At 54.3% G+C, this 13,743-nt stretch carries 13 protein-coding genes; 12 read left to right on the top strand and 1 reads right to left on the bottom strand.

The window, feature by feature from the left end; all coding sequences use genetic code 11:
* The first annotated feature begins 43 nt into the window (after positions 1-43).
* The 3 genes from rpiA (at position 44) to ppa (ending at position 2,701) form a co-directional block, all read left to right on the top strand.
* Positions 44-724, top strand: coding sequence for a ribose-5-phosphate isomerase RpiA (gene rpiA / locus Q4606_RS01910; protein WP_303594455.1), 681 nt, complete (start codon positions 44-46; stop codon positions 722-724).
* A gap of 164 nt (positions 725-888) precedes the next feature.
* Positions 889-2,028 carry an acyl-CoA dehydrogenase family protein gene (locus Q4606_RS01905; protein ID WP_303606499.1) on the top strand — a complete coding sequence of 380 codons (1,140 nt, stop codon included), beginning with the start codon at positions 889-891 and terminating at the stop codon, positions 2,026-2,028.
* Between the two features lie 145 nt (positions 2,029-2,173).
* Entirely contained in the window at positions 2,174-2,701 is a 528-nt protein-coding gene (ppa, locus tag Q4606_RS01900; protein WP_303594458.1) for an inorganic diphosphatase, read from the top strand.
* 70 nt (positions 2,702-2,771) lie between these two features.
* Here ppa and Q4606_RS01895 read toward each other — a convergent pair whose 3' ends face one another.
* A complete protein-coding gene (locus Q4606_RS01895) occupies positions 2,772-3,824 on the bottom strand; it encodes a DUF2333 family protein (RefSeq protein ID WP_303594459.1) in 1,053 nt (350 codons plus the stop codon).
* Positions 3,825-4,048: 224 nt separating this feature from the next.
* Here Q4606_RS01895 and Q4606_RS01890 point away from each other — a divergent pair, with 224 nt between their 5' ends.
* The 9 genes from Q4606_RS01890 (at position 4,049) to purH (ending at position 13,723) form a co-directional block, all read left to right on the top strand.
* On the top strand, positions 4,049-5,662 hold the full coding sequence (locus Q4606_RS01890) for a diguanylate cyclase (RefSeq protein WP_303594461.1): 1,614 nt from the start codon (positions 4,049-4,051) through the stop codon (positions 5,660-5,662).
* 268 nt (positions 5,663-5,930) lie between these two features.
* Complete coding sequence (aroQ, locus tag Q4606_RS01885; RefSeq protein WP_303594463.1) at positions 5,931-6,371, top strand: type II 3-dehydroquinate dehydratase; 441 nt, start codon at positions 5,931-5,933, stop codon at positions 6,369-6,371.
* 27 nt (positions 6,372-6,398) lie between these two features.
* Entirely contained in the window at positions 6,399-6,860 is a 462-nt protein-coding gene (accB, locus tag Q4606_RS01880) for an acetyl-CoA carboxylase biotin carboxyl carrier protein (RefSeq protein WP_303594465.1), read from the top strand.
* An 18-nt stretch (positions 6,861-6,878) separates the two neighbouring features.
* Positions 6,879-8,225: an acetyl-CoA carboxylase biotin carboxylase subunit gene (gene accC, locus Q4606_RS01875; protein ID WP_303594467.1), complete on the top strand. Its 1,347-nt coding sequence runs from the start codon at positions 6,879-6,881 to the stop codon at positions 8,223-8,225.
* A 28-nt stretch (positions 8,226-8,253) separates the two neighbouring features.
* Positions 8,254-9,150 (top strand): 50S ribosomal protein L11 methyltransferase, encoded by an 897-nt coding sequence (gene prmA, locus Q4606_RS01870; protein ID WP_303606498.1) that lies wholly within the window; start codon positions 8,254-8,256, stop codon positions 9,148-9,150.
* A gap of 62 nt (positions 9,151-9,212) precedes the next feature.
* Positions 9,213-10,520: a DUF3426 domain-containing protein gene (locus Q4606_RS01865; protein ID WP_303606497.1), complete on the top strand. Its 1,308-nt coding sequence runs from the start codon at positions 9,213-9,215 to the stop codon at positions 10,518-10,520.
* 227 nt (positions 10,521-10,747) lie between these two features.
* A complete protein-coding gene (gene dusB, locus Q4606_RS01860) occupies positions 10,748-11,743 on the top strand; it encodes a tRNA dihydrouridine synthase DusB (protein WP_303595454.1) in 996 nt (331 codons plus the stop codon).
* Positions 11,740-12,057, top strand: a complete 318-nt coding sequence (fis, locus tag Q4606_RS01855; RefSeq protein WP_303594472.1) for a DNA-binding transcriptional regulator Fis — start codon at positions 11,740-11,742, stop codon at positions 12,055-12,057. Before dusB ends, fis begins: the two co-directional genes overlap by 4 nt.
* A gap of 85 nt (positions 12,058-12,142) precedes the next feature.
* Positions 12,143-13,723 (top strand): bifunctional phosphoribosylaminoimidazolecarboxamide formyltransferase/IMP cyclohydrolase, encoded by a 1,581-nt coding sequence (purH, locus tag Q4606_RS01850; protein ID WP_303606496.1) that lies wholly within the window; start codon positions 12,143-12,145, stop codon positions 13,721-13,723.
* Positions 13,724-13,743: the final 20 nt, after the last annotated feature.

Below are 13,743 nucleotides of genomic sequence, written 5' to 3'. Positions count from 1 at the left end.
TATAATGGGCACGAACTCATAAGATTTTCACCCGGAGCGCTCAATGACCCAGGACGAACTCAAGAAAGCCGTTGCCAAAGCTGCAGTGGACTACATTGCACCGCGCCTGGAGCGCGACAGCATCATCGGTGTTGGCACGGGAAGCACTGCCAACTTCTTTATCGATATGCTTGCAGACCTGAAAACCGAGTTCGACGGCGCTGTCGCCAGCTCAGAAGCAACGGCGGAACGCCTGAAAAGCCACGGCATTCCTGTGTACGACCTGAACAGTGCCGGGGAATTGGAGTTTTACGTGGATGGGGCAGATGAAACCAACGAACACCTTGAGCTGATCAAAGGCGGCGGCGGCGCCCTGACGCGCGAGAAGATTGTTGCGGAAGTTGCCAAAACCTTTATCTGTATTGCAGACGAATCCAAGAAAGTAGACTTGCTCGGCGAATTTCCCTTGCCGGTGGAGGTACTTCCTATGGCCCGCAGCCATGTTGGTCGCGAAATCGTCAAGCTCGGCGGTGATCCGGTCTACCGGGACGGTTTCACCACCGACAACGGTAATATTATTCTGGACATATACAATCTGGATATTTCCCGCCCGATCCAGGTTGAGGAAAGGTTGAACAACATTGTAGGCGTTGTCACTAACGGCCTGTTCGCTCGCCGCCCGGCAGACCTGCTATTACTCGGCACCAGCAACGGGGTCGAGAGCATCCCACGCAAAGGCATCTGACCCGGCAAACTCGTATCAACTCATGTTCGTCGAAGATAGCACGATACAAACTGGCCTCTCAGGCCAGTTTTTTTGTGCCTGACACACCAACAACCAAGCGCTTGCTTGGTACATGGAATTGCGCGACACTACCTCGCATCACATCCGATCAGAGGTGTTTTATCGTGTCCGATTACTTCAACGAGACTCATGAGCAAGCGCGCTTGAGCGCGCGCAAGTTCATCAACACTCACGTTCTCCCTCATATTGATGAATGGGAGGAGGCTGGTGAATTTCCTCGTGAAATTTTCCGGATGGCAGGTGATGCCGGGTTGCTCGCCATCGGATTTCCCGAGGCACTGGGCGGCGTGGGGGCTGGCGATGTATTCCTGAAAGTCGCCGTTTCCGAAGAACTGATGCGCTCCACCTCTGGCGGCTTTGTTGCCAGCCTGGGTTCTCTGGACATCGGCCTGCCACCCGTTGCCAAATGGGCAAAGAAAGAGGTACGTGAACAGATCGTCCCCCAGGTTCTCAGTGGTGAGAAGATTTCTGCATTGGCTATTACCGAGCCCGGTGGCGGCTCCGATGTAGCCAGCCTGAAAACCCGTGCGGTGAAGGACGGTGATCATTTCGTGGTGAACGGTAGCAAAACCTTTATTACCAGTGGCACCCGTGCGGATCATTACACGGTTGCCGTGCGCACCGGCGGTGAAGGCCATGGCGGTATCAGCCTGCTGCTGATTGATCGCGACATGCCAGGTTTCTCTAATGGCAAGAAGCTGAGAAAAATGGGCTGGTGGGCCAGCGATACGGCGGAGCTCTTCTTCGAAGACTGTCGAGTACCTGCCGACCGCCTGATTGGCGCGGAAAACGCAGGCTTTATCGCCATTATGAGCAACTTTCTGTCGGAACGCCTGATGCTCTCGGTCATGGCATACATGACGGCCCAGCTGGCCTACGAAACGGCAATGGACTATGCCAAAACGCGCAAAGCGTTCGGGCGCAACATTGCCGGCTTTCAGGTTACCCGCCACAAATTGGTGGATATGGCGACCCAGATCGACGTGGCCCGCGAATACACCTATCGCTGCGCAGCCCTTATGCAAGCGGGCAAGAACCCGATCACCCAGGTGGCCATGGCGAAGAATTTTTCTGTGGAGATCTGCGAGAAGGTTACCCGCGAGGCCGTGCAGATTTTCGGGGGAATGGGTTATATGCGGGAATCGGTCGTTGACCGTCTTTACCGGGACGCGAAGATTCTTTCGATAGGCGGTGGCACCACGGAGATCATGAAGGAGCTGATTGCGAAGCAGATCAAGCTGTAGGTTTTTACTTTCCCAGAATCAAGCCCACTCAGGGGACCGGGCTGGCATACCAAGGTTTAGTTTCGGATGATTGTAGAGTCCCGTATAATTGCGCCTACTTTTCGAGCACAGTTAAACGAACTTCACATATCAGGAAGGATCTCATATGCAATTCGATAACATTCCCGCAGGCAAGAACCCGCCTGAAGACATCTACGTTGCCATCGAAATTCCGGCCAACAGCTCTCCAGTAAAGTATGAGCTGGACAAAGACATGGGCGCACTGCTGGTTGACCGATTTATGGCAACGCCTATGTTTTATCCAGCGAACTACGGGTTCATCCCGCACACGCTGGCTGACGACGGCGACCCACTGGACGTTCTAGTTGTTACTCCTTACCCGATTCAGGCCGGCTCAGTGATCCGCTGCCGTCCGGTAGGCGTCCTGAACATGGAAGACGAGGCAGGCGGAGATGCGAAGCTGGTCGCAGTGCCTCACGACAAGCTGACCAATGCTTACCAGGATGTGAAGGAAATTGACGACCTGCCAACATTGTTGCGCGATCAGATCCGTCATTTCTTTGAAAACTACAAAACCCTTGAGCCGGGCAAATGGGTCAAGGTGCAGGGCTGGGACAACGCTGCCGCTGCGAAGCAAGCTATTGTGGACTCGATCAACGCCTACAAAGGCTGAGCCGAGCACCAGATAATAAAAAACCGGGCTAATCCAACAGCCCGGTTTTTTTATGTCTGAGCAAAACCCCTTAGCCCCGCGACAAGAGATCCCGCATATCGCTGATCGCTGCATTGGCGCGAGATAGATAGGCAGCCATGGTCAGAGAGTGGTTAGCCAGAACACCAAACCCGCTCCCGTTCAGGATAACCGGGCTCCACATGTCGCCCTGAGCACCTTCAAGCTCAATAATCACCTGTTTAACGCTGGAAACGGCATTCTTGTCCTGAAGCACCTTGCGGAAATCGACTTCTATCGCACGGAAAATGTGCAGCAGCGCCCAGGAGCTTCCACGGGCTTCGTAAAACACGTCGTCGATTTTAGTCCAATCGGTTTTTATATCCCCACCACCTTTCTCTTCATTCAGCGGGTTATCTGCGTCAATATTGGCGACCGCTTCTGATACCGATGCCTTGCCGACACTCTCACCGAGAGTGCGCGAAAGACTACCCAGGCGGGTCTCCAGATCGGCCAGCCAGTTACCAAGATTGTCGGCTCTGGCGAAGAACTGGGCGTTGGCCTGCTCCGGGCTGGAAAGGCGATTAAGGTAGCGCTTCAGCGCTGTAATGCCCCGACGGTACTCGGCTTCTGTCGATGGAATGGCCCAGCTTTCGCTGTCAAAGTGAAACTGCGGCTCGGCAATGATCAGATCCGGATCTTCCGCCGACTGACTCTGAGAGCGGCTGATGTCCTTGCGCATGGCACGGGAGAGATCGCGCAACTGCACCAGTACACCATATTCCCAGTTGGGAATGTTATCCAGCCAAAGGCCCGGCGGGAAAATATCGTTTGAAATGTATCCGCCCGGCTTATCCAGAAGGGTTTCGGCAATGCGAATCATGGTTACAGTTGTGGCAAAGCCAGTTACTGGCTCGCGCTGCATCTCATTGGCAACAGCCCGGGTATGCTCGCGTACGGAAAAAGGCTCGGGCTCGCTCGACCAGTACATCCCCAATACCACTGTCACCAGCAGATACACCAGCAGCACAACTGCTATAAATTTGCCGATCACGCCGTTGTTGCCGGCATAATCCTGAGCATCATCCTTTTTATCTCTGAAGTACTGTCTGATTTTGCCTGGCATATTACGTTAAGCCCCTTGTCTATTGATTGGCCGTACAAATGTTCTGCCTCGATCCTAACCTATGGTGCCTTTTATATACAGATCGTAGAAATGACAAACCGTTACACAGTGCAACCTTCGCCGACAACTCTAAACACTATAGACTCCAAAAACAGACTAAGGTTGGGAAAATCGTCCACACTGGAAAGGACGGCCCATAATGAAAAAATACAGGCCGGAGCACAATGAGCGACGCAAGCCAGAAAGAAAAACTCAGGCAGCACTTTGCTCGCCGCGTAACGACCCAGGCACGAGTCGTTCTGGATACATGGCAGAAAATCCACACCGATACCGATTCATTTGCAGCTCATCGCGAAGAGCTCTTGTCTGCGTCCGACAAACTGGTGCGTTACGCACAGCGGTTTGAAATGTCGGGCCATGCCGATGCGGGCAGCCAAATTCTCCGAATCATGCAGGCCTGGCCTGCTGACAGATCTCTGGATGATTCCACTGAGCGACAACTCCAGGACGCCATAGACGCGTTGGCGCGCAGCACCCTCAGGCGAACAGACCAAAGCAATACCGAGGCACCTCATCAATTTCGGCGGACACCGGTTTATATTGCACTTGCAAACGGCGAGATGGCGAACAGACTGATTCGCCAGCTAGAGTTTTTCGGCTTCCGCGCATCAGCTTTTGATTCTGCGGACGAGTTGATCGAGGCCTGCGCACTTCATAAGCCAGAGACCATCCTGATGGATGTGAACTTTGGCGGCAGTGTGAACGCAGGCATCTCGACTATTGAGCATCTGCAGGAGCGACACGACACACCCATCCCGATCATTTTCATGAGCGATGAAGACGGCACTATACAGACCCGTCTGCGTGCATCCCGCTGCGGTGGAGAGGAATTCTTCTACCCGGCAGTTGACCCCGGCCAACTTATCGAAAAAATCGAAACCTACACCCACGGCAACACAGTTGAACCCTATCGAGTGCTGGTGCTGGATGACTCCAGAGCACAGGCAAAATTCATGGAAACGGTTCTGAAACGCGCAGGCATGACCGCACACATTATTACCGACCCCATGGAAATCATCGATTCTCTGGACATGTTTTCCCCGGAAATCATTGTTCTCGACATGTACATGCCCGGCTGCACCGGCATGGAGATTGCCCGGGTGATCCGCCAGCAGGACCGGTTTCACAGTGTGCCAATCATTTACCTCTCGGCCGAAGACGATGTCACAAAACAGCTGCATGCCATGAGCCTGGGAGGCGATGATTTTTTAACCAAACCTATTGACCCAAAGCACCTGATTGCAACGCTTCATAATCGGGGCCGGCGCGCACGTTCCCTGCTGGCTCTTATGATCCGTGACAGCCTTACCGGGCTCTACAATCACACTCATACGCTGTACCTTCTGGACCAGGAAATAGTCCGGGCCCGGCAAAAAAACCAGTCTCTGTGCTTTGCGATGATCGACATTGATTACTTCAAAAAGGTGAATGACACCTTCGGGCACCCCATTGGCGACCGTGTTCTTCGTAGTCTTTCGATGTTTCTCAAGCAGCGCCTACGCAAAACCGACCATATTGGCCGTTATGGCGGCGAAGAGTTCGCAATCATCTTGCCTGATACCCGCCCCAGCGACGCCCGCAACGTTCTCAACGAAATCCGGGAGCGTTTCGCTGAACTTCTGCAGCCTGCAGGTGACAGGGAATTCAATGTCACCTTCAGCTGCGGCGTAACGGCCTGGGATAACGAGCCATCCCAGACTTTGTGCGAGCGGGCAGATCGTGCGCTCTACACCTCGAAAGAATATGGCCGCAACTGCGTTACGCTTGCCGACAACTGAAAGTCGAAGATAGCGGGCCGGGCAGCCCTTAAGCGCTGCCCGTATGAAACCATCGTCGTATAGAAGTCCTCCCCGCCGTTCACGACAATGATCGCTATCATTCGAAACGCCTCACTTCGGCTTTCCCGGCCTTTTTTGCTACAAGCCGCGGGCAATAGGGAACATTGTCAAAAAGTGTTGATCTGAAGAAAAAAAGCACACACCATTACTGGAAAATGCCGTTATTTTCGGCGATCCTGTTTAAAAGATAAAAAAGGCAGACGCATCCATGTCTACAATTCTCGTACTCCATGGCCCCAACCTGAACATGCTCGGAACCCGCGAGCCGGAGGTTTATGGCCACGAGACTCTGGCAGATATTGATGAGCGCCTGAGGGAGAAAGCGGCAGACCAAGGTCATCATCTGTTGCACCTGCAATCGAATGCCGAATACGAACTTATTGAGCGGATTCATGAAGCCCGGGCAGAAGGCGTGGACTTCATTATTATCAATCCCGCCGCCTTTACTCACACCAGCGTCGCCTTAAGGGACGCCATACTGGCTTCAGGAATTCCGTTTATAGAAGTACATCTTTCCAACGTGCATGCGCGGGAAGCATTCCGCCATCACTCCTATTTTTCCGATATCGCCGAAGGCGTTATCTGCGGGCTGGGCAGCCAGGGATACGAACTCGCGCTGCAGGCCGCAATCCAACGAACTCACCGATAGACCTGACAACACAGGACTGGACTAACTATGGATATTCGCAAAGTCAAAAAACTGATCGAACTGCTCGAGGAGTCTGATGTCGAGGAGCTTGAGATTCACGAAGGAGATGATTCTGTTCGCATCTCCCGTCGTCGGGAACAGGCTTCAGGCGCTCAATACATCAGCCACTACGCGCAGCAGCCGGCCCAATATGCTCCGGCGCCTGAAACCCCGGGCCCGGTACAGGAAGAAAGCCCGCAACAAACCGTGCACAGCGGACATGCGCTGCGCTCACCCATGGTGGGAACCTTTTACCGGGCACCATCTCCTACGGCGGATTCTTTCGCAGAAATCGGCCAGCAGGTTAAAGCTGGTGACGTTGTCTGCATTGTCGAGGCCATGAAAATGATGAACCAGATTGAGGCCGACAAGAGCGGTACGATCACTGAAATTCTGGTTGATAATGGTCAGCCTGTGGAGTTTGACCAGCCGCTGATAATCATTTCCTGAACCCGGTGATAGCTAATCATGGCCATGTTAGAAAAAGTTCTGATCGCAAACCGGGGTGAAATAGCCCTCAGGATCTTGCGTGCCTGCAAGGAGCTCGGCATCAAAACCGTGGCGGTCCACTCAAAAGTTGACCGCGACTTGATGCACGTGCGTCTGGCCGATGAATCCGTATGCATCGGCCCCAATAGCCCTTTGGAAAGTTACCTCAATATTCCAGCAATCATCAGTGCCGCTGAAGTAACGGATTCCGTAGGCATCCACCCCGGCTACGGTTTTCTTGCCGAAAATGCCGATTTTGCCGAACAGGTCGAAAAAAGCGGTTTCCGCTTTATCGGTCCCAGGGCAGAAACCATTCGCCTGATGGGCAACAAAGTATCTGCCATTAACGCGATGATTCGCGCAGGCGTGCCCACGGTCCCCGGTTCAGACGGCCCGCTGACCGATGACGACGAACGGACTCTGGCGGTTGCTCGTAAAATCGGCTACCCGGTAATGATCAAAGCAGCATCCGGTGGCGGCGGTCGCGGCATGCAAGTAGTTCATTCCGAAGCTGCATTGCTTAAGGGTGTTCAGATTACCCAGAGCGAAGCGCGAAATGCGTTCGGCGATCCCACGGTTTATCTGGAAAAATTTCTGGAAACGCCGCGCCACGTAGAAGTTCAGGTTCTGGCCGACATGCACGGCAACTGCATCCACCTGGGTGACCGCGACTGTTCCATGCAGCGCCGCAACCAAAAGGTCATAGAAGAAGCGCCGGCTCCGAATATCAACGCGGAATCCCGTGAGCGCACACTTAAAGCGTGCGTGGATGCCTGCAAGGAAATCGGCTATGTCGGTGCCGGCACATTCGAGTTCCTGTATCAGGATGGTGAGTTCTTTTTCATCGAAATGAACACGCGCGTGCAAGTGGAGCACCCGGTCTCTGAAATGGTCACCGGTGTGGACATCGTTCGTGAACAACTTCGCATTGCCAGTGGTCTGCCTCTTCAGTACAAGCAGGAAGATATTCAGATCATGGGCCATGCTATTGAATGTCGCATTAACGCCGAAGACCCTGATACGTTTGTACCCAGCCCAGGCAAAGTGAAACACTTTCACGCTCCCGGCGGTTACGGTGTGCGGGTAGACTCGCACTTGTACAGTGGCTATACGGTGCCTCCGTTTTATGACTCACTGATCGCCAAGCTGATCACTTGGGGCGATGATCGACAGATAGCTCGCAGGCGCATGAAAAACGCTCTGGACGAGTTATTGGTGGACGGTATTAAAACCAACCAGCCTCTGCATCGAAAACTGGTGCGCGATGGTGGCTTTAAAACTGTAGACTTCACTATCCATTACCTTGAGAAATTGATGCGGGATTAAAATCCTGCATCACAATGCAGGAAGATATATGCCCTGGATACAACTTCAGATCCCGGCTGATCCCGATACGGCGGATCAGCTAGAGGATCTGCTTATGGAGATGGGCGCTGATGCCGTTTCCTTGGAAGACGCGGCCGATCAGCCACTCTATGAACCCGATCACGGCACCACTCCCTTGTGGAGCCAGACCAGTGTTACCGGCCTCTTCCAATCAGACCGGGACATAGACCAGTTGTGCGCAGATGTGCGCAACGCCTGGCATCAACAAACCCAGCAATCTCTCGCAGACATTGACGTTACCCTGGTTGAAGACAAGGACTGGGAACGAGCCTGCATGGACGATTTTCATCCACTGCAATTCGGCAAACGCCTTTGGATTGTGCCCAGTTGGCGCGAAGCGCCCGATCCGGATGCAGCGAACTTGCTGCTGGACCCGGGATTAGCTTTCGGCACAGGCACCCATCCGACTACTGCACTCTGCCTTGAGTGGCTGGACGGAGAGGACCTCAATGGAAAGCAAGTAACTGATTACGGTTGCGGTTCCGGCATCCTTGGCCTTGCGGCGCTGTTACTGGGCGCCAAACACGTGGTTGGCGTGGACACTGACCACCAGGCACTGGAAGCCAGCCGGGAAAACGCTCGGCGTAATAGCGTGGAAGAAGCCAGGCTCGATCTTTATCTTCCCGAGAATGAGCCAGACACTAAAGCCGACATCATGCTTGCAAACATTCTTGCGCAGCCTCTGATTGGCCTGGCGCCGCATCTCGCAGCACTGACAAAGCCCGGGGGCGACCTGGTGCTTTCAGGCATTCTGTCAAACCAGGCCCGCGATGTGATGGCCGCCTACGAACCCTGGTTTATAATGAATGAACCGGAACAACGTGAAGAGTGGATACGCCTCACAGGACGCCGTAACGACAGATGACGAAGGCTGTCTTAACGACTAGACTCCCAGACTCGTAGTTAAGTCGCTTGCAGGAAAGAAGCATGACCCAGAGTAGTCTGCAGACCCAGTGCCCCAAATGTCGTACCCGTTTCCGGGTAACCGATGAGCAACTTGGCATTGCCAAGGGCAAGGTGCGCTGTGGGCACTGCATGGATGTCTTCAACGCAGTCGAGCACCAGGTAGCTGCCAGCAGCGGCACTGTGCCGGAGCGCCCTTCTGGCACAAGCAGTAAGGTGCCAGTCAAGCCCGGCCCATCCGAGCGACCAGCCTCCGGCTTTATCAGCGACACAACTGAAGACGACTTCATCTTTGCTGATAATCCCGAGGAAGATGCCGAAGACGGCCCCTATGCTGGTACCAGACTGACTTTTTCTGACGACGAGCTGAGCGACAGTTTTCGCGGTGTGGACGACCGAAGTGCATCTACACGGGAAGAGCAGGACGACGATAATTTTTCAGAAAACATCGATGAAAGCTGGGCTGAAGCGATTCTTCAGGAAGATAGCTCTCCCCAACCCTCTTCCGCTGAGCCAGAGCCAGAGCCAGAGCCAGAGCCAGAGCCAGAAGCCGAGAAAATTGAGGTTGAGCCAGAGTTCCAACAGGAATCGGAGCGAAAGCCCACACCTGAACCTGAGGCCAACGACAGCCCTGACATAGAATCAAAAAGCACTTCGGTACCTCCCGAGGATGACACGCAGGGCTTTTATGTCGATGAGCAACCCGACCCGGCGTTTGAGTCCTTTGCTGACGAACACGGAGTTGAGCCACAAGACGGGCGCGAACAACAGAATGAATCCTTTGCAGCGGGCGCTCCATTTGGCGACCTCAGAAGGGACCCCGTTTCTGTGGGTAGCAAAAACAGGAGCTGGCTACGCACTCTAACCTGGTCTGTGATTGTACTTGGTCTTCTGGGCGTGCTGATTGCGCAGGTGACCTGGTTCCAGTTTGACAGGCTATCTGCCATTCCGGAGCTTCGCCCCTTTTATGAAAAGGGCTGCGAACTTGCCGGCTGCGAATTGAAGCCCCTTATCAATGTTGAAGCGATCCAGAGCCGTAAACTGGTGGTTCGCACCAACCCGGAAAACCGTAACCAGCTGGTGGTCGATGCGGTGATTGTTAACCGGGCCGATTTCCAGCAGCCTTTCCCGGCCATCGCTCTCACCTTCTCTAACCTCAATGGGGACGTTGTTGCCCAGAGCGTGTTTACACCATCAGAATACCTTGCCGGTGACGCTGAAGGCCTCCAAACCATGCCTGTAGAGACACCGGTTCGCATAGCAATAAGTATCCGTGACCCAGGTCGGGATGCCGTTAATTACAACCTGGGCTTCCGGCCTTATGTGCCCTGACATTGCTTGCCGGTGACGACCCGGCAGGCATGTGAGTCGCCACCCAACAGAACAAAAGTCAACCAGAAAGAGCGAAAAATAATCAGTTTTTTCGCCTCCCTGCCCCTTCAATCACAGTGCCCCCGGCGGTATCATTAGCGCCCTTCGGAACTGGCATCGGTTATTTATTAAACAATCGACCCGCTCCGACCTTTGCTTAATCTGCTGTGATACGGATTCAGACCATGTTGCCAACGGCAAAAATCGGGCCGTACACTTTGCCCAACCCGCTGATCGTTGCGCCCATGGCGGGCGTAACAGATCGCCCGTTCCGGCTACTCTGCCGAAAAATGGGGGCGGGATTAGCAGTGTCTGAAATGGTAATCGCTGACAGCAAGCTCTGGCATACGCGCAAATCCAGAACCCGCATGGACCATACCGGGGAGCCAGAACCCAGGTCTGTGCAGATTGCGGGCGGCGATCCGGACATGCTGGCGAATGCAGCTCGGCTGAACGCTGAGTCCGGGGCCCAGATTATCGATATCAATATGGGCTGCCCGGCTAAAAAAGTGTGCAACAAAGCGGCCGGCTCGGCACTGATGAAAGATGAGAAGCTGGTCAGGGACATACTGGAAGCAGTTGTCAGCGCAGTCGATATCCCCGTTACGCTGAAAATGCGAACAGGTTGGGACCAAGACAACCGAAACGCACGAGCCATTGCGCGGATGGCGGAGGATGCAGGCATTCAAGCGCTGGCGATTCATGGCCGCACCCGAGCCGACAAATATAATGGCAGTGCTGAGTACGACACCATTGCTGAAGTGAAGTCCAGTGTCAGTATTCCGGTATTCGCCAATGGCGATATCACGTCACCGGAGAAGGCCCGCCGGGTTCTGGAGCATACAGGAGCCGACGGACTGCTTATTGGCCGTGCTGCGCAGGGCAGCCCATGGATTTTCCGGGAAATACTGCATTTTCTTGAAACGGGCCAGCACCTGCCTGCACCACCACTGAGCGAAGTGGAACAGATTCTGACTGAACATCTTGACGCCCTGCATAGCTTTTACGGAGAGCTCATGGGCGTGCGCATTGCCCGTAAACATGTGGGCTGGTACCTACAATCCCACGACCCTGGCAAACGGTTCCGTAATCACTTCAATGCGTTCGATGACGCGCTGAAGCAGAAAGACAGTATTCAACAGTATTTTTCAGGCTTACGAAATGGAGAGGAATTCGCAGCATGACCGCTGAGACATTGGCAAATAGCACCCTGAACACCCCGGCCAACGATGACATTCACCAGTTGCAATCAGTGAATAGCAGCGGCACCACCGTTACCCTGCGCGATAACGTTGAAGTAGCCCTGAAAAACTACTTCACTCAGCTTGATGGAGCGCCCGTTACCGAGGTTTACCAACTGGTACTTTCGGAGGTGGAAGCCCCGCTGCTGGAGCAGGTAATGAAGTACACCCGCAATAACCAGACCAAAGCATCCACCATGCTCGGCCTGAACCGCGGAACCCTGCGCAAGAAGCTTAAGCAGTACGGCCTGCTATAATCGAAACACCCTGACTTGATGAGGGCCTCCCGGACACCCTTCGTGAGGCCCTTGTTCGTTCACCCCAAGTGAAGAATGTGACCCCATGGCAAACCAGGCTAACACCCCCGTCCGTCGCGCACTGATCAGCGTCAGTGATAAATCCGGCATCGTAGAGTTCGGGCGCGCCCTCACCGGCCGCGGCATCGAACTTCTCTCTACAGGGGGCACCTTTCGCCTCCTGCAAGAAAACAGCGTTCCTGTTACCGAAGTCTCCGACTACACCGGCTTTCCGGAGATGATGGACGGACGGGTCAAAACCCTGCACCCGAAGATACACGGTGGCATTCTTGGCCGTCGGGGCACAGACGACGCCATTATGGGCGAACACGGTATCAACCCGATTGATATGGTTGTGGTGAATCTTTACCCGTTTGAATCCACAGTCGCTAATCCGGAATGCGATCTCGCCACAGCCATCGAAAACATCGATATCGGCGGGCCTACCATGGTTCGTGCAGCCGCAAAGAACCACAACGATGTTGCGATTGTGGTCAACGCGTCAGATTACAGCCGCGTTCTGAAAGAGCTGGACGACAACGACGGCCAACTCAGCCACAACATCCGTTTTGATCTGGCGGTAAAGGCATTCGAGCATACCGCAGGCTACGACGGCGCTATTGCCAACTATCTGGGTGGCCGCACCGCCGATAATGACAACGCTGAATTCCCGCGCACTTTTAACGCCCAGTTCGTGAAAGTGCAGGACATGCGCTACGGTGAAAACCCGCACCAACGTGCAGCCTTCTACGCCGAGCGCAATCCGAAGGAAGCCAGTGTTGCCACGGCAAAGCAGCTACAGGGTAAAGAGCTATCCTACAACAATGTCGCAGATACTGACGCCGCCCTGGAATGCGTGAAACCATTTGCAGACCCGGCTTGCGTAATCGTCAAACATGCCAACCCCTGCGGCGTGGCAATCGGTGCTGACATTCTTCAGGCCTATGACCTGGCCTTTGCGACAGATCCCACTTCGGCGTTCGGCGGCATTATTGCTTTCAACCGGGAATTGGACGCGGAAACCGCCAAAGCGATTATTGATCGCCAGTTTGTCGAAGTTATTATTGCTCCCACCATCGCACCCGAGGCTGTAGAACTGGTCGCAGCCAAAAAGAATGTACGGCTGCTGGCTTGTGGCGACCTCAGTGGCGAGCGTGCCCAATCAATGGACTACAAACGCGTTACCGGCGGCCTGCTGGTTCAAGACCGTGATTTGGGCATGGTTGCAATGAGCGATGTGAAAGTTGTCACCAATCGTCAGCCAACTGAACAGGAGCTCAATGACCTGCTGTTTGCCTGGGAAGTGGCGAAGTACGTCAAGTCCAATGCCATTGTTTATGCCCGCGCTGGCCGCACGATTGGTGTTGGCGCAGGCCAGATGAGCCGTGTTTACAGCGCGCGGATTGCCGGTATCAAAGCGGCGGATGAAAACCTGGAAGTTAAAGGCTCCGTTATGGCCTCTGACGCCTTCTTCCCCTTCCGGGACGGCATTGACGCCGCCGCTGAAGCCGGCATTACTGCCGTCATACAGCCCGGTGGCTCCATGCGAGATCAGGAAGTGATCGATGCCGCCAACGAGCACGGCATTGCTATGGTATTCACCGGTATGCGCCATTTCCGGCACTGATAGAACGCAGGGCGGAGGCA

The organism is Marinobacter sp. 1_MG-2023, assembly GCF_030549045.1.
Classification (GTDB): domain Bacteria; phylum Pseudomonadota; class Gammaproteobacteria; order Pseudomonadales; family Oleiphilaceae; genus Marinobacter.
Note: the sequence above shows the minus strand (reverse complement) of the source record. Positions and strands in the feature narration are given on the sequence as shown.